This is a genomic window from Actinoplanes philippinensis (assembly GCF_900113015.1).
Taxonomy (GTDB): Bacteria; Actinomycetota; Actinomycetes; order Mycobacteriales; family Micromonosporaceae; genus Actinoplanes; species Actinoplanes philippinensis.
Map to the genome: position 1 here is coordinate 437,918 of NZ_FONV01000006.1, position 16,135 is coordinate 454,052.

Annotated in this window: 14 protein-coding genes; 10 read left to right on the plus strand and 4 right to left on the minus strand. The window is 71.2% G+C overall.

Annotated elements, in window-relative coordinates; genetic code table 11:
* Nucleotides 1-161 precede the first annotated feature (161 nt).
* The gene (locus BM290_RS18270) at nt 162-770 is read left to right on the plus strand and encodes a DedA family protein (RefSeq protein WP_203779240.1); all 609 of its coding nucleotides are present in this window, start codon (nt 162-164) and stop codon (nt 768-770) included.
* Nucleotides 771-814: 44 nt separating this feature from the next.
* Nucleotides 815-2,473, plus strand: coding sequence for a polysaccharide deacetylase family protein (locus BM290_RS18275; protein WP_093615513.1), 1,659 nt, complete (start codon nt 815-817; stop codon nt 2,471-2,473).
* A gap of 589 nt (nt 2,474-3,062) precedes the next feature.
* Here the strand turns inward: BM290_RS18275 and BM290_RS18280 are convergent.
* Nucleotides 3,063-3,620, minus strand: coding sequence for a TetR/AcrR family transcriptional regulator (locus tag BM290_RS18280; protein WP_093615515.1), 558 nt, complete (start codon nt 3,618-3,620; stop codon nt 3,063-3,065).
* An 84-nt stretch (nt 3,621-3,704) separates the two neighbouring features.
* Here BM290_RS18280 and BM290_RS18285 point away from each other — a divergent pair, with 84 nt between their 5' ends.
* Complete coding sequence (locus BM290_RS18285; protein WP_093615517.1) at nt 3,705-4,874, plus strand: MFS transporter; 1,170 nt, start codon at nt 3,705-3,707, stop codon at nt 4,872-4,874.
* 965 nt (nt 4,875-5,839) lie between these two features.
* Entirely contained in the window at nt 5,840-7,066 is a 1,227-nt protein-coding gene (locus BM290_RS18290; protein WP_239143466.1) for an oxygenase MpaB family protein, read from the plus strand.
* Between the two features lie 48 nt (nt 7,067-7,114).
* On the opposite strand, the gene BM290_RS18295 is transcribed toward BM290_RS18290, so the two are convergent.
* Together BM290_RS18295 and BM290_RS18300 are read right to left on the minus strand one after the other, a co-directional pair.
* Nucleotides 7,115-8,278 (minus strand): TetR/AcrR family transcriptional regulator, encoded by a 1,164-nt coding sequence (locus tag BM290_RS18295; RefSeq protein ID WP_093615785.1) that lies wholly within the window; start codon nt 8,276-8,278, stop codon nt 7,115-7,117.
* A 63-nt stretch (nt 8,279-8,341) separates the two neighbouring features.
* Nucleotides 8,342-9,520 carry a cytochrome P450 gene (locus BM290_RS18300; protein WP_239143467.1) on the minus strand — a complete coding sequence of 393 codons (1,179 nt, stop codon included), beginning with the start codon at nt 9,518-9,520 and terminating at the stop codon, nt 8,342-8,344.
* A 135-nt stretch (nt 9,521-9,655) separates the two neighbouring features.
* Here BM290_RS18300 and BM290_RS18305 point away from each other — a divergent pair, with 135 nt between their 5' ends.
* From BM290_RS18305 to BM290_RS18330, 6 genes are all read left to right on the plus strand, one after another.
* Nucleotides 9,656-10,264 (plus strand): permease-like cell division protein FtsX, encoded by a 609-nt coding sequence (locus BM290_RS18305; RefSeq protein WP_093615521.1) that lies wholly within the window; start codon nt 9,656-9,658, stop codon nt 10,262-10,264.
* Nucleotides 10,261-10,821 carry a SigE family RNA polymerase sigma factor gene (locus BM290_RS18310; RefSeq protein ID WP_093615523.1) on the plus strand — a complete coding sequence of 187 codons (561 nt, stop codon included), beginning with the start codon at nt 10,261-10,263 and terminating at the stop codon, nt 10,819-10,821. Before BM290_RS18305 ends, BM290_RS18310 begins: the two co-directional genes overlap by 4 nt.
* Nucleotides 10,822-10,923: 102 nt before the next feature.
* A complete protein-coding gene (locus tag BM290_RS18315; RefSeq protein ID WP_143133817.1) occupies nt 10,924-11,355 on the plus strand; it encodes a hypothetical protein in 432 nt (143 codons plus the stop codon).
* Between the two features lie 116 nt (nt 11,356-11,471).
* The gene (mmsA, locus tag BM290_RS18320) at nt 11,472-13,007 is read left to right on the plus strand and encodes a multiple monosaccharide ABC transporter ATP-binding protein (protein ID WP_203779245.1); all 1,536 of its coding nucleotides are present in this window, start codon (nt 11,472-11,474) and stop codon (nt 13,005-13,007) included.
* Nucleotides 13,004-14,299 (plus strand): multiple monosaccharide ABC transporter permease, encoded by a 1,296-nt coding sequence (mmsB, locus tag BM290_RS18325; protein WP_093615527.1) that lies wholly within the window; start codon nt 13,004-13,006, stop codon nt 14,297-14,299. Before mmsA ends, mmsB begins: the two co-directional genes overlap by 4 nt.
* 8 nt (nt 14,300-14,307) lie before the next feature.
* Nucleotides 14,308-15,417, plus strand: coding sequence for a substrate-binding domain-containing protein (locus BM290_RS18330; protein ID WP_093615529.1), 1,110 nt, complete (start codon nt 14,308-14,310; stop codon nt 15,415-15,417).
* Between the two features lie 129 nt (nt 15,418-15,546).
* On the opposite strand, the gene BM290_RS18335 is transcribed toward BM290_RS18330, so the two are convergent.
* Entirely contained in the window at nt 15,547-16,107 is a 561-nt protein-coding gene (locus BM290_RS18335) for a TetR/AcrR family transcriptional regulator (protein ID WP_093615531.1), read from the minus strand.
* Nucleotides 16,108-16,135 lie beyond the last annotated feature (28 nt).

Below are 16,135 nucleotides of genomic sequence, written 5' to 3' on the forward strand. Positions count from 1 at the left end.
CGGCGTCGAACTGTGCGCCCCCTGTGGGCGTATCCCATGGGCGAGGGTAGTGCTAACCCCACCAGTGGCGGCGTGGTGGCACCATTCAGTGGCTTCTCCGGGACCCGTACGGTCAAGGACAGGCTCAACGGGGAGGACGACGACGCATGATGGATCACCTGATGCCACTGATCTGCTCACCGTGGCTCTACGTGATCGTCTTCGTGGCCGTGACGGTCGACGGGTTCTTCCCGATCGTGCCGTCCGAGACGGTCGTGATCAGCCTGGGCGCCCTGTCGGCGACCGGCTCGCCGCATCTCCTGTCTCTCATGGCGGTCGTGGTGGCCGGTGGCGTCGCCGGCGACCGGGTGTCCTGTGTGCTCGGGCGCAAGGCGGGCAGCCGGATGAGCAGCGGCAAGCTGGCCGCCGCACGGCAGCGGGCGGAGCGGGCGCTGCGGCGCTACGGGGCGGTGACGATCCTGGTCGGACGGTTTCTGCCGTATGGGCGGACGGCCACCGGCATGATGTCGGGTTCGGTGCGGATGCCGGTGGGCCGGTTCTCGCTCTACAGCGCTCTCGCGAGCCTCGGCTGGGCGATCTACGTGATCGGGCTGGGCCGGCTGGGCGGGATGGCGTTCTCCCACTCGCCGCTTCTCGGGACAGCGTGCGGGCTGCTGATCGGGATGACCCTGGCCGCGGTGTGCGCGCTCGTGGAGAAACGGTGGACGGCGGCTCGGCGTCGGCGGACCACGGTTCCGGCGAGTCGACCAGTCCCGGCCAGTTTGCGATAACATCGACGGCGGTCTAACCGGGAGCGCTCCCAGGAGGGAAGTCGATGAAGCACCTCGCCGTCCTCATCGCCGCCACCGCACTGGTCATCGTCGCTCCGACCCCCGCCACCGCGGGCCGGGCCTGTGCCGGATATGTCGGGCTCACCTTCGACGACGGGCCGACTCCCGGCAACACCACGGCCCTGCTCGACGCGCTGCGGCAGGCGGGGCTGCGGGCCACCATGTTCAACACCGGCAAGAACGTCGAGGCCAACCCGGCGCTCGCCAGGTCACAGGTCGCGGCCGGCATGTGGATCGGCAACCACAGCTGGGACCACCCGTTCATGACGCAGCTGCCGGAAGCCGAGCAGGCCGCCCAGATCTCCCGCACGCAGGAGGTGATCCGCCAGGTCACCGGCGTGACACCGGCCCTGTTCCGCCCGCCGTATCTGGACACGAACGACGCCTTGCGCGCGGTCGAGCGGCGGTTCGGCCTCACCGAGATCAACGCCGACGTCGACGCGAAGGACTGGGACAACGCCTCGGTCGACGAGATCGTCGCGGCCGTCGGCCGACTCGGTGACGGCGACGTCATCCTGCTGCACGACTGGCCGCCGAACACGGTGGCGGCCATTCCACGGATCGCCGCCGACCTGCGCGAGCGAGGCCTCTGCGCCGGCAAGATCTCGCCGGTCACCGGCCGGGCCGTCGCCCCGCACACTCGCGCGCTCACCGGCGTGCACACCGTCGGCCGGCTCGACGACCGCGGCGCCGGCGTGCGGTATACCTGGCCGGGCGTCTACTTCGAGGGCCGCTTCCGGGGCACCAGCGTCGGCATCGTGCTCGACGACGCCGTCAACGACTACGACGTGCAGATCGACGGCAAGGCCGCGGCCACGCTCGTCACGCCGGGTCGTACCACCCACTGGATCCGTGACCTGCGCCCCGGGACGCACACGGTGCGGCTCGCCAAGCGGACCGAGAGCCCGTGGACCCCGGGCCAGTTCGGCGGATTCACCGGCGACCTGCTGGGCAGACCGGCCGCGCGCAGCCGGCAGATCGAGTTCATCGGCGACTCCTGGACGGCCGGCTACGGCAACACGTCGACGAACCGCGACTGCAGCGCCACCGGCATCGACCGCAACACCAACGCCGACCAGTCCTTCGGCGCGCTCACCGCCCGCGCGCTGGGCGCCGACTACCAGCTCAACGCCTGGTCCGGCATGGGCCTGGTGCGCAACTACGACGGCGGCAACCCGACCGTCGACTACCGCACCTACTACGACCGCGCCCTGCAGGCCGCCGACGAGTCCGGCTGGGACCGCCCCGCGACCTGGCGACCGCAAACCGTGGTGATCGGGCTGGGCATCAACGACTTCTCCACGCCGGTGCACCCGGGCGAGCGGTGGCCCGACGAGGCGGCACTCGCCGCCGACTTCCGGGCCGCCTACCTCGCTTTCCTCGACAAGATCCGGCAGCAGTACGGCCACCGCACCCAGATCGTGCTGACCTATCCGTCGCTGTGGAACACCACAGCGCTGGCCGACTCGGTCCAGCAGGTGGTCGCCGAGCGCACCGCCGACGGCGACCACCGGATCACCGCACTGCACTACGACAACGACGCCTTGGGCCTCGACCTGCAGGGCTGCGACTGGCATCCGTCAGCTCACGACCACCAGTTGCTGGCCGGCGCGCTGACAGCCCACTTGACGACGCTGCGGTAGGAGGCGCGAGCCAGCGACGACTGCGGCGAGCGGAGGCGGTCAGCCGAAGCGGCCCAGACAGGGCGGTGGTCAGCGGAGGCGGCCGGCCACGACGCCCCAGACAGCGGGTAGTCGGCCGAGGCGGTCAGCGGAGGCGACTCAGCCACGGCGGTAGTCGGCCGAGGCGGCCAGCCACGACGCCCCAGACAGGGCGGCGGCCAGCGGAGGCGGTCGGCGACGGCGCCCCAAGCCACGGCGGCGGCCAGCGGAGGCGGTCGGCGACGGCGCCCCAAGCCACGGCGGCGGTCAGCGGAGGCGGTCGGCGACGGCGCCCCAAGCCACGGCGGCGGCCAGCGGAGGCGGTCGGCGACGGCGCCCCAAGCCACGGCGGCGGCCAGCGGAGGCGGCCGGCGACGGCGCCCCAAGCCACGGCGGCGGCCAGCGGAGGCGGCCGGCCACGACGCCCCAGCCACGGCGGCGGTCAGCCGAGGCGGCCGGCCACGACGCCCCAGCCACGGCGGCAGTCAACCGAGGCGGTCAGCGGAGGCGACTCAGCCACGGCGGTCGTCGGCCGAGGCGGCCGGCCACGGCGCCCCAGACAGGGCGGCGGTCAGCGGAGGCGGTCGGCGACGGCGGTGATCGTGGCGCGGACGAGGTCTCGGTTCAGGGGCTCGCGCTCCCAGGCCTGGTGCATGGGCCAGCCCTCGATCAGCGCGTCGATGGCTCGGCATGCCGGCTCGGAGAAATGCCGGGCCAGGCTGGCTCGGCTTCGGCGCAACCATTGGCGGAGGCTCTCGGCGACGGTGGTGTTGTGGTTGGCGTAGGCGTACATCTCGTGCAGCAGGACCAGCTCGCGGGGTGTCGCGTACTCGTCGCCGCAGATCAGGTCGGTCACCGCGGCGCAAGCGGCCGGCTCGTCGGGGGCCGCCGTCAGGGCCGCGTGGTAGCGCTCGGACATCGACTCGGCCATCCGGGCGAACGCCTGCTCGATGATGTCGCCCAGCGAACCGAAATGGTAGGTGAGCGAGCCGAGCGGCACCCCGGCCTCGGCGGCGATCCGGCGGTGGGTGGTGCCGTGCACCCCGTGCTCGGCGATGACGGCCAGCGTCGCGTCGAGAATGCGCTGCTTGCGTAGTGGATCGTTGGCGACCTTGCGCGGTCCGCCCATGTGATCCTCCTCGCCCGGCGGTTCGGCCCATTCTAGGGAGCCCACAGATGTGTGTACGTTCGTACACACTCAGAAGGGTTAATCATGGACCACAGCACCGCCCGCCGCCGAACCGCTCTCTTCGCCCTCTTCTTCCTGCCGGGCCTCGGCATCTCGTCGTGGGTGACGCGCACCCCCGACATCCGTGACCTGCTCGCCGCGTCGACCGCCGAGATGGGGCTGATCCTGTTCGGCATCTCGGTCGGTTCGATGATCGGCATCCTCGGCTCGGGCACGCTGGTCACCCGCTTCGGCACGCGGCCGGTGGCGACCGTCGGGATCGTCGCGACCACGCTGAGCATCCCGGTCATCGGGGTGGGCGCCGCCCTGCATCAGAGTCCGTTCGTCGCGGCGGGGTTGTTCCTGTTCGGCATCGGCATGGGCGGCGGCGAGGTCGCGATGAACATCGAGGGCGCCGACGTCGAGCGTCTTCTCGGGCGCCCGGTGCTGCCGACCATGCACGGGTTCTTCAGCTTCGGCACGGTCGTCGGAGCGGTCATCGGCATGGTCCTCACCGCGGCCGAGGTCCCGGTGCTCTGGCATCTGCTCGCGATCGGCCTGGTCAGCGTCCCGGTGGCGTTGATCGCCGCGAGCCGTCTGCCGTCCGGTGTGGGGCGGCAGGCCCGTGCCGAGTCCGGGGGCGGGCCGGTCTGGCGCGACCCGGTGCTGCTGCTGATCGGCACGATCGTGCTGGCCATGGCGCTGGCCGAGGGCGCCGCGAACGACTGGCTGCCGCTGATCATGGTGGACGGTCACGGCGTCGACCCGGCGCTCGGCTCAGGTGTGTACGTGGTGTTCGCCGCCGCCATGACGATCGGCCGGTTCACCGGCAACCGGTTCCTCGACCGGTACGGCCGGGCCACCGTCCTGGCCGCCAGCGCGGTGATCGGCGCGATCGGCGTGGCCCTGGTCGTCTTCGTCGACAACCAGATCGTGGCGGGCGCCGCGGTGCTGCTCTGGGGTCTGGGTTCGGCGCTCGGTTTCCCGGTCGCGCTGTCGGCCGCCGGCGATTCGGGCGACAACCCGACCGCCCGGGTGTCGCTGGTCGCCACCGCCGGTTATGTCGCGTTCCTGGTGGGGCCGCCGGCGCTGGGCTTCCTCGGCGAGCACTACGGGCTGCGCGCCGCCATGATCACGGTCCTGGCCCTGCTGGCGATCGCCACCGTGGCCGCGACGACGTTGCGCCGCTCGACAACCCCAGCCCTGTCCCGCTGACCTGACCGCACCGCAACAGAGCCGCTCACCCCGACCCACGGCGGGACCTCGCAAGCGGCCACGCCTCCCAGACGGCCACGCCCCCCAAGCGACAGCGCCGCCAACCCCAGCCCGGCCACGCCTCCCCGCAAGGGCAGCACCCGGCCCCCGGCCGGGCCGTGCGGGCGGAGCCGGGCCGCGCAAGCGGGTCGAGGCAGCGGGGCCGGGTGGGCCGGGCCGAGCCGCGCCAGCGGGTCGAGGCAGCGGGGCCGGGTGGGCCGGACCGAGCCGCGCCAGCGGGTCGAGGCAGCGGGGCCGGGTGGGCCGGACCGAGCCGCGCCAGCGGGTCGAGGCAGCGGGGCCGGGTGGGCCGGACCGAGCCGCGCCAGCGGGTCGAGGCAGCGGGGCCGGGTGGGCCGGACCGAGCCGCGCCAGCGGGTCGAGGCAGCGGGGCCGGGTGGGCCGGACCGAGCCGCGCCAGCGGGTCGAGGCAGCGGGGCCGGGTGGGCCGGACCGAGCCGCGCCAGCGGGTCGAGGCAGCGGGGCCGGAGGGGCGGCTCGGCTGCGATCAACCGTGGCCGGGCCGGGTGGCCAGATTCGGCGGGGCTGGCTGGCCGGAGTTGGCGACCTTGTTTCCGGGCGGCATGGGCGGGTCGTTCGACCAGGGTGGGCGCTGCCGGTGCGGTGAGGCGTGGGCGGGTCGTTCGACCAGGATTTGCGCCGCCGGTGCGATGAGGCGCGAGCGGGCAGTCTGGCCAGGATGGGCGCCGCCGGTGCGGTGAGGCGTGGGCGGGCGGTTCGGCCACCACAGCATGGCCACCACGGTACGGCCCGGACCCGTCGGCACGGCTATGCCCGTACCGCGCCCCAACGACCCCGACATCCAGTCTTGCCGATGGATGCCGGGGTCGCTATGTTAATGGGAAATCACATACCGGCGACCGTTGAAACATGCCAGTAGCCCAGCAATTGCCACCCTCCGGGAAGTGGGTAAGCGAATGCAAAATCTCAGCAGAAGAGGCGTTCTCACTCTGGGTGCCGCGCTCGGACTGGCCGGCGTGGCGGCACCGTCCCCGGCGTGGGCATGGTCGTCGGCGGGCTCGATCGCCGGGACCGACACGATCACCGACCCGTGGGGTGTGTGGGACGACGCGACCGACCCGCTGCTCGCCTCGCTCCTGCAGAACGGGCAGATCCCGGCCGTCAACACCGCCTTCGAGACGTGGGTGAACAACGGTGACGCGCTGCCCGGCGGCGTCCCGGCCGCGCTGACCGCCTGGCTGCAGACCCACAACCGGCTGCCGTCCTGGGCGGACCAGGCGAAACTCGACCGGGCCGCCCAGTTCAACAAGCGCATGAGCATGTATCTGTTCCTGCTCTACGGCCTCGGCAGCGGCATCATGAGCACGGTCATCCCCCGCGAGGCCCGCAACGTCTACTGGTCCGAGGGCGGCGCGGTGATGAAATCAAGAGCCGCCAAAACCTTCACCTATGGGTACGACCTGAGCGCCCTCGACGCGTTCAAGCCGACCGGCCACTTCGTCGTCACGTCGAACAAGACGCGCTTGACCCACGCCGCGGTCCGGCACCTCCTGCCCCAGTCGTCGCACTGGCGGGCGGTCACCGACGACCAGGACTTCATCCCGATCAGCAACGGCGACATCCTGATCACGTTCCACAGTCTCGGCACGTTCGTACACGGGAAGTTGAAGTCCTGGGGTATTCGCATGTCAGCCGCCGAGGAGGAGGCCTTCCTGCACATGTGGCAGGTGGCGCTGCATCTGCTGGGCGTGCGCGACGACTTCATCCCGGCGACGTGGGCGGCCGCGAAGGCGCAGTCGGCGTATGCGCTGACGCCGCTGATGGCGCCGACCCCGGAGGGCATCGACCTGGCCGACATCCTGCTCAACCTGACGTCCGCCGTCGATCTGGGGGTCACCCGCGGATTCCAGCGCGAGTTCGCCCGTTACCTGCTCGGTGACAGGGTCGGCGACTGGCTGAGGCTGCCCCGCGACTACGCCTCCCGCACGGTCATCGAGGTCGGCTGGCCGGCGTATGTGGCGTTCCGTGAGGGCCTGTCCCCGATCATCCCGACCACGTTCTCGCTGTTCGACCAGTTCATCCGCGGGCTGGCGATGCTGTTCCTCAACAACGGGACGTCCCCGACGTACACCCCGATCACGATCCCCACCGGCAACCGTGCCGGGACCTGATCCGTCACCACCGGCGTCGCCGCCCGACCAGCCGGACACCGGGCGGGGTCAGGCGCCCAGGGCGCCGATGACCAGGGCCGTCACGGCGTCGCGATGGGCCGGGGTGTCGCGCCATCGCAGCGCCCGCCCCGCCTCGACCACCACACCGAACCCGGCATGTGCCAGCAACCGGGCCTGGCGGCGGTCGAGGTCCGGGCGGGCCAGGCGCAACTGCTGCTCCCAGACGGCGATGTGCTCGCGTTGGGCGAGGATCAGCGGCCCCCGCAGGGCGGGCGGCAGGCCGACGATCTCCGCCTCGGCGACGCTGGTCAGCGCGTTGTGCTCGAAGCTGTAGGCGACGTACGCCGCGGTCAGCGCCGCGACCGCCTGGCGCGGGCCGGCCGCCTGGTGCAGGCTGCGGTCGACGGCCTGGGCGAGCAGCCCGGCCGCCTGCAGGCACGCCGCCACCAGGATGTCGACCTTGCCGGGATAGTGCCGGTAGAGGGCCGACGGGGCGAGACCGACCGCCTGGGCGATCTGCCCGTTGGTGACGTTCGCGAACCCGTCCCGCGCGAACAGCGGGATCGCCGCCGCCAGGATCTCGGCGCGCCGGGTCCGCGGCACCGGCGGCCCGGGCAGGTCGACGGGGCCGGCGTGTCCGGCGGGCGCCGCCGGGTCGGTCGCGGCGACCCGCAGCGCGGACGCGACGAGCATCTCCTCGACGCGGCGCTGCGCGATCGACGTGTGATGCATGGTGATCGACCCGATCGCGCCGAGCGCCGCCACCGCCCGCAGTCTCTCCTCGGGCAGCGGGAACTCGCGGGCCACCAGCTCGGTGACCCGCCCGACGAGCCGTGCGAACTTGGCCCGCAGCAGCCGCCGGTCGTCGCGGTCGAGGTAGCGGGCCTCCCACCGGTAGAGCCCGCCGGACGCCCGGTGCGCGACGGTGACCCGGGCCAGGGCGGCCAGCACGTCGGGGAGCGGGGTCTCGGGCGGGCAGTCGCCGAGCACCGCGACCAGCCGGTCGATCATGACGTTGGCGCACTCGGCGAACAGCGCGTACTTGTTCGGGAAGTGGCGGTAGAGCGCGGCGGCGCTGATGCCGACCCCGGCGGCGATCTCCTCCATCGACGCGGCGTGGTAGCCACGCTCGCTGAAGACCTGCCCGGCGGCCTCGACGATCAACTGCTTGCGGTTGTGCGGCCGGGTGGCGGAGGCGGACCCAGCGGTCACCGGATCACCCGGGCGGACGAGGGCACGCACAAGACCATGCGCGCTAGTCAACCACAACGCCGGTCAGTGGCGGGCGAGGCGGAGCGGCAGGTGGGCGTAGGACGGGATGAGCACGTTGCGCCGGTAGCCGCGACGGTGGATGCGCCAGGCCCGGCCGGGGGCGAGCAGCGTCTGCAGCAGACCGGTGATCTCGGCGCGGGCGACCGGCGCGCCGAGGCACAGGTGCCGGCCCGCGCCGAACCACAGCTGCCGCTGGTCCGGCTGGTAGCCGCGGTCCAGGTCGAAGGCGCCGGCCGCGTTGTTGGCGGTCCAGGTCAGCATCAGCACCCGCTCGCCCGCCCGCAGCCGGCGCCCTTCGACGTCGACGTCGGCGGCTACCGCCCGGCCGATCACCGGCGCCGGGGAGGTGACCCGCAAACCTTCCCGGACCGCGTCGGGCAGCCTTTCCGGTTCGGCGCGGAGCCGGTGCTGGGCCCCGGTGTCGTGCAGGATCGCGACGGTACGGGCCATCGCGCTCGCCGCCGTCTCGGTGCCCGCGACCATGAGCAGCGTCGACAGCCCTTCGGCCTGGCGTTTGTCGAGTCCCAGGTCACGGCATCGGCCGAGCACCGTCTCGGGGGCCGCGGTCCGCCACGCCTCGGCCACGTTGACGGTGAGCCGGGCGACGATCGCCTTGGCCCGGGTGACGGTCTCCGGCGCGAGGTGGGTGGAGGTGGTGGTGCCGATTGCGAGGGCGGCGAGTTCCTCCCCGACGGCGAAGATCTCCCGGTACGCGTCGTCGCGATCAGCGACCCGTAGTTGCAGCAGGTCAGCGACGATCCGTCCGACGAGCACCCGGCCCAGGTCGGCGACGTCGACGGCGCGCCCGGCGGCGAGTTCGGCGCCGGCCTGCGCGAGCCGTGGCCCGATCACCCGGTCGGTGAGCTGCCGGGCGTTGTCGTCGGTGAACAGGTCGCGGGTCCGCTTCCGCAGCCGGTGGTGGCCGGGGCCGTCGAAGATCTCCTTGACCCAGTCGCCGAGCACCTGCGCCCACAGGTGTCCGACGCCGCCTTCGCCGAGCAGGGTGAAGTGGGCCGGGTCGTTGAGGATGCGCCGGGCCACCACCGGGTCGCAGGTGACCCAGCCGATGCGGGGCACCCGGCTCAGCCGGCCGGCCAGTCGACCGGCGGTCAGCAGGACGGGCAGACTCGGCTTCGCGGCGGCGAGGACCCGGAACTCGTGGCGGCGTGCAGTGTCCAGCATCCCGTCATCCTCACCCCAGACCACCACCGTCCGCTGCGCCTTCCGCACTCCGCGTGAGCATTCTGCGGTGATGTGACCACATCCGCCCGCCATCCGGTCATACCCGTAGACGAACGACGAGGCAGGAGAGTGACTGTGGACGGACACCTACGTGACCGGTTCGACGAGGCGGTCGCCGGCGACCCGGGTCTGGCGCCCGGCGCGCTGGCGAGGGCCGCCATGGCCGAGGGCGGGCGGATCCGCCGGCGTCGCACCGGGCTGACCGCGGCGGGAGCGGCGGTGCTCGTCGTGGCGGCCGGCGGCCTGGCGGTGGCGAACCTCCCCCGGGACGCGGGGCCGCCGCCGGTGACGATCGCCGCGGCGATGCTGCCGGCGCCGGCCTCGTCGTGCTCGGTGGAGCCGGTCGAGGAGGGCGCCACCGATCTGGCCGTCTTCCTGGGCACCGCCGCGACCGAGCGGCAGCGGGCCGCGGTGGAGGCGGCGGTGCACGGCGACACCCGGATCGGCGCGGTGGTCTTCGAGAGCCGGCAGAGCGCCCACCAGCGGTTCGTCAGTCTGTGGGCGGACAACCCGGAGCTCGTGGCGGCGATCGACGCCAGCCAGTTCCCGGACTCGTTCCGGCTGCGGCTGGTGGCCGCCGAGCAGGACGCGGCGGTGCGGGCCCGGCTCGCGGCGATGCCCGGGGTCGAGCAGATCATCGGCCACCGCTGCCCGGTGGACGCCCCGGTCGGGGGGCTCTGGTGACGGACACCTCCACCGCGGCGCCGGCGGCCTGGAGCCGGGCCCGGCGGCGCGCGAAGGAGGCCCGTGACGAGGAGTTCACCGCGTTCGTGGAGGCGGCCGGCACCCGGTTGCGGCGCAGCGCCTATCTGATGTGCCGGGACTGGCATCTGGCCCAGGATCTGACCCAGCACACCCTGGCCAAGATGTACGCGGCGTGGGATCGCGTCCGCACGAAGGCGAGCGTGGAAGCGTACAGCCGCAGGGTCTTGATGAACGTGGTCTTCGATCAGCAGAGCCGGCGCAGTGGCTCCGAGATCGTGCTGGCCGACCTGCCGGACCGCGCCGGTGGAGAGCCTGCGGGGGCGCCGGAGCTGCGGGTCACGCTGGTGGACGCGCTGGCCCGCCTCGACGTGCGCGACCGTGCGGTGCTGGTGCTGCGGCACGCCGAGGACCACAGCGTCGAGACGGTCGCGTCGATCCTGGGTCTGTCGGTGTCGGCGGTGAAGATGCGCAACGCCCGCGCCCTGGAGCGGCTGCGCACTCTGCTCGGTGACGAGTTCCGGCAGCTCTGCGGCTGATGGACAGGCCGGCGAGGGTCGGCGATCATTGCCGAACCCTGCCGGCCTCAATCGATTGCGATGTGCTTCTTCATGTATTTGGCGCTTGGTGCCGGGATCGTCATGGTTCTGGCTACTCCGGTGGCGACCTCGTTCCTGGTGGGCGATCAGACCGATGCCGAGGCGCTCGCGCTGGCGGCTCAGGGTGAACGGCTCGACTACGGACTCCGGCCGGTCACCCTCGGCCCGGCCGGCGACCTGATCCTCGGGATCGTCGCCTGCGCGCTGGTGCTGCTGGCGCTCGGGGTGCTCCTGCGCGAGTCGGTCGCCGGGCGACTCGACCGGGGATGGTGGTGGGTGCTGGCGCAGCTCATGACCATCGCGGTCATCGTCGGGTTCTCATGGCGGGTGGTGACGGCCGGCGGCATCGGCGCGAACATCGGCGAGGGCCTCGTGATCATCTTCTTCGGGCCGATCGCGCTGGGGCTCCTGATCGGCTCCGCCGTGCAGGCCGACCGGCTGGTGAAGCGGCACTGGGGCGTGGACGTCGGCTGAGTCGGTTCCGGAACCAGGAAAGGCCTTGCTTATATAGCGGAATCTGTTGATCAAGTTTACAGTGCGGAAACGTCAACTTCGCGGAAGTTGATCTTTCGGCTGTACCGGGGGTTCACGTGGGTAACGCGCTGCTGGAGATGCGATCGATCTCCAAGGAGTTTCCCGGGGTCAAGGCACTGTCCGATGTGAGCCTGGTGGTCAACTCCGGCGAGATCCACGCCATCTGCGGGGAGAACGGAGCGGGCAAATCGACGCTGATGAAGGTGCTCAGCGGCGTCCACCCGTACGGCTCCTACTCGGGCGAGATCGTCTACCAGGGACTCCCGTGCCGGTTCGGTGACATCCGGGCCAGCGAGCACGCCGGGATCGTGATCATCCACCAGGAGCTCGCGCTGATCCCGGGCATGTCGATCACCGAGAACATCTTTCTCGGCAACGAGCCCCGCCGCTGGGGCCGCATCGACTGGAAGGCCGCCAACCACCAGGCGCTCGAGCTGATGCGCCTGGTCGGGCTGAACGAGGACCCGGACACCCTGGTCAAGGACATCGGCGTCGGCAAGCAGCAGCTCGTCGAGATCGCCAAGGCCTTCGCCAAGGACGTCAAGCTGCTGATCCTGGACGAGCCGACGGCCGCGCTCAACGAGAACGACTCCCGTCACCTGCTCGACCTGCTGCGCGGGTTCAAGCAGCGGGGCATCACCTCGATCATGATCTCGCACAAGCTCAACGAGGTGGAGGCGATCGCCGACGCGATCACCATCCTGCGCGACGGGCGGACCATCGAGACGATCAGGGTCGCCGGTGGGGACGTCGACGAGGACCGGATCGTACGCGGCATGGTCGGCCGTGACCTGCAGAGCCGGTTCCCCGAGCACGAGCCGAAGATCGGCGAGGTGTTCTTCGAGGTTCGCGACTGGACGGTGCGGCACCCGATCTCGGCCGAGCGGCTGGTCTGCAAGAACTCCAGCTTCACGGTCCGCCGTGGCGAGATCGTCGGGTTCGCCGGGCTGATGGGCGCGGGACGGACCGAGCTGGCGATGAGTGTCTTCGGGCGCTCGTACGGCGTACACCTCGGCGGAAAGATCTTCAAAGACGGTCGTGAGGTGGAGATCAGGTCGGTCGCCGAGGCGATCAGGAACGGTCTCGCCTACGTGAGCGAGGACCGAAAGGCGATCGGCCTGAACCTGCTCGACGACGTCAAGACCTCGGTCGTCGCCGCGAAGCTGTCGAAGATCACCCGGCACGGCGTGCTCGACGAGGCCGCCCAGTACCACGAGGCCGAGGGCTACCGGCAGAGCCTGCGGATCAAGACGCCGACCGTGGACGAGCCGGTCACCCGGCTCTCCGGCGGCAACCAGCAGAAGGTGGTCCTCGCGAAGTGGATGTTCACCGACCCGGACCTGCTGATCCTCGACGAGCCGACCCGGGGCATCGACGTCGGCGCCAAGTACGAGATCTACGGGATCATCCAGCGGCTCGCCGACGAGGGCAAAGGCGTGGTGCTGATCTCCAGTGAACTGCCCGAGCTGATCGGCCTCTGCGACCGGATCTACACGGTCGCCGAGGGCACGATCACCGGTGAGGTCGCCCGGCGCGACGCCGACCCGGAACTCCTGATGAAGCGGATGACCTCGACCCGGAGCAACGCATGAGCCGCATACGAGACCTGCAGAAGAACCTCTTCGGGGGTACGACCTCCAACGCCCGTCAATTCGGGATGATCTTCACCCTGGTGGCGATCATCGTGTACTTCCAGATCGCCACGAACGGGCTGACCCTCACCTCGGGCAACCTGATCGCGCTGACCCAGCAGTACGCGTACATCTCGATCCTGTCCATCGGCATGCTGATGGTGATCGTCGCCGGGCACATCGACCTGTCGGTCGGCTCGGTCGCCGCGTTCGTCGGCATCGTCGTGGCCAAGGCCATCCAGGAGTACGACGTGCCCTGGCCGGCCGGGATCGTCCTCGGCCTGGCCGTCGGCGCGCTGATCGGCGCCTGGCAGGGCTTCTGGGTCGCCTACATCGGAGTGCCGGCGTTCATCGTCACGCTCGCCGGGATGCTGCTGTTCCGCGGCGGCAACCAGTACATCGGCAACGCCGACACCGTCCCCGTGCCGGAGGGCTTCCGCACCATCGGCGCCGGATACCTGCCCGAGGTCGGCCCGGCCACCGGCTACAACAATCTGACGCTGCTGCTCGGCCTGCTGCTGTGCGCCGCGGTGATCTGGCGGGAGTGGCGCTCCCGGCAGGTCCGGCTGCAGATGGAGGGCGCCGAGCCGGCTCCGCTGTGGATCTCGGTGCTCCGGCTGGTGATCATGCTCGGCGTCATCGTCTTCGCCACGCTGCGGTTCGCCGGCGGACGGGTCGGCACCAGCTTCCCGGTCTCCGGCATCATCCTCGCCGTCCTGGTGATCGCCTATTCTTTCTACACCCGCAACACCGCCGGCGGCCGGCACATCTACGCCGTCGGCGGCAACGCCCGCGCCGCCGAGCTGTCCGGCGTCCAGCTGCGCCGGGTCAACTTCCTGGTGATGACCAACATGGGCGTGCTCGCCGCGCTCGCCGGGATGATCTTCGTGGCGCGGTCCGCGGCGTCCGGTCCGCAGGACGGGCTGAGCTGGGAACTCGACGCCATCGCGGCCGTCTTCATCGGCGGCGCCGCGGTCTCCGGTGGTCTCGGCACGGTCAGCGGCTCGATCGTCGGCGGTCTCGTCATGGCCGTGCTCAACAACGGGCTCCAGCTCATCGGCACCGGCTCCGACAAGGTCCAGATCATCAAGGGACTGTTCCTGCTCGGGGCGGTCGCCCTCGACGTCTACAACAAGCAACAGGGCCGCTTCTCGATCGTCGCGTCGCTCACGCGGCCGTTCCGTCGCGAGGATCCGCCCGCCCCCGCCGCTCCCCCGGCCCCCAGCCCCACCGGTTCCCTTTCGAGAAAGTGAGCTGTTTGATGCGTACCTCTTTGGCCAAGATCTTTGCAGTCGGCCTTGCCGCCGCCCTGGTGGCGAGCGGGTGCAACAACGACCGGGAAGGGTCGGCCCCGGCCGGCGGCTCGTCCGGGGCGCCGGCCGCCGGCTTCGCGAAGGACGCGCTGATCGGCGTGGCCCTGCCGTCGAAGACGTCGGAGAACTGGGTGCTCGCCGGTGACCTGTTCACCAACGGGCTCAAGGAGGCCGGCTTCCAGTCCGACGTCCAGTACGCCGGCGCCTCCACCACCGTCGCCGACCAGCAGGCCCAGATCACCGCCATGGTGACCAAGGGCGCCAAGGTCATCGTGATCGGCGCGACCGACGCGGCCCAGCTGTCCACCCAGGTCGAGCAGGCCAAACAGTCCGGCGCCGTGGTCATCGCCTACGACCGGCTGATCACCAACACCACGAACGTCGACTACTACATCGCCTTCGACAACTTCAAGGTCGGCCAGTTGCAGGGCCAGGCGCTGCTCGACGGCATGAAGGCCAAGAAGGCGACCGGCCCGTGGACCATCGAGCTGTTCTCCGGCTCGCCGGACGACAACAACTCGGGTGTCTTCTTCAACGGCGCCATGGAGGTCCTCAAGCCGGCCATCGAGAAGGGTGACGTGATCGTCGGCTCCGGCCAGACCGACGTGAAGCAGACCGCCACCCAGGGCTGGAAGGCGGAGAACGCGCAGAGCCGGATGGACTCCCTGCTCACCTCCACCTACACCAGCAAGACCCTGGACGGCGTGCTCTCCCCCAACGACACCCTGGCCCGCGCGATCATCACCTCGGTGAAGGGCGCCGGCAAGCCGATCCCGGTCGTCACCGGCCAGGACTCCGAGGTCGAGTCGGTCAAGTCGATCATGGCCGGTGAGCAGTACTCGACGATCAACAAGGACACCCGCAAGCTCGTCGCCGAGACCATCAACATGGTCAAGACGCTGCAGACCGGGGCCACCCCGCAGGTCAACGACACCAAGTCGTACAACAACGGCGTCAAGGTCGTCCCGGCCTACCTGCTGCCGCCGGTCATCGTGACCAAGGCCAACGCGGCCGAGGCGTACACCGACGACCCGAAGCTCGCCCCGCTCACCAAGTAACCCCCCACCGCGACGGCCCGGCCTCCCCGTTCAGGGGCCGGGCCGTCGCCGTTCCCCGGCCGGCAGGTCCCGGGTGCTGTCGCCCGGCCGTCGGGACAGCTCCCACGACCAGCCGGACGGGTCTGCCGGTCAGGGGCGGGGACGCAGCCCGTCCAGGGCGATGTCGAGCACCCGGCGGCGCTGGCCGTCGTCGACGAAGGCGGCCGAGCTCAGGCCGGAGACCAGGCGCAGGACGTCGTCGAAGACCGCGTCGGGGCGGACCTCGCCGGACTGCTGGGCGCGGGCGAAGAGGGGTTCACCGGCCGCATACATGACGGCCCGGCAGGCGCTGAACATCTCCGAATCGCGGTTGAGCAGGTCGACGATCGCGCGTTTGGTGGCGACGTAGTCGACGAAACGCTCCAGCCAGGCCCGCAGCGCCGGCCACGGCGCCTGGTCGGCGACCGCTTCGGCGGCCGCGCTGAGCTGGGTGACCTCCTCCACATACACGGCCTCGATCAGATCCTGCCGGGTCGGGAAGTTGCGGTAGAGCGTGCCGACGCCGACGCCGGCCGTCTTCGCGATCTCCTCGAGGGAGGTGTCGGCGCCGTTGGCGGCGAACGCGGCGCGGGCGGCGGTCAGGAGCGCGTCGAAGTTGCGCCGGGCGTCGGCCCGCTGAGGCCGGCGCACCGTGATCGGCGTCTCGGTCATCCGTAAACCCCTTGCGAATCGGAGGCTA

Bases quoted from the DNA above. Each gene is read 5' to 3' on its own strand.
- BM290_RS18280 (WP_093615515.1), bottom strand. From the start codon at position 3,620: ATGGGCGGACCGCGCAAGGTCGCCAACGATCCACTACGCAAGCAGCGC.
- BM290_RS18270 (WP_203779240.1), top strand. From the start codon at position 162: ATGCCACTGATCTGCTCACCGTGGCTCTACGTGATCGTCTTCGTGGCC.
- BM290_RS18330 (WP_093615529.1), top strand. From the start codon at position 14,308: ATGCGTACCTCTTTGGCCAAGATCTTTGCAGTCGGCCTTGCCGCCGCC.
- BM290_RS18275 (WP_093615513.1), top strand. From the start codon at position 815: ATGAAGCACCTCGCCGTCCTCATCGCCGCCACCGCACTGGTCATCGTC.
- BM290_RS18285 (WP_093615517.1), top strand. From the start codon at position 3,705: ATGGACCACAGCACCGCCCGCCGCCGAACCGCTCTCTTCGCCCTCTTC.
- BM290_RS18300 (WP_239143467.1), bottom strand. From the start codon at position 9,520: ATGCTGGACACTGCACGCCGCCACGAGTTCCGGGTCCTCGCCGCCGCG.
- BM290_RS18335 (WP_093615531.1), bottom strand. From the start codon at position 16,107: ATGACCGAGACGCCGATCACGGTGCGCCGGCCTCAGCGGGCCGACGCC.
- mmsB (WP_093615527.1), top strand. From the start codon at position 13,004: ATGAGCCGCATACGAGACCTGCAGAAGAACCTCTTCGGGGGTACGACC.
- BM290_RS18315 (WP_143133817.1), top strand. From the start codon at position 10,924: ATGGTTCTGGCTACTCCGGTGGCGACCTCGTTCCTGGTGGGCGATCAG.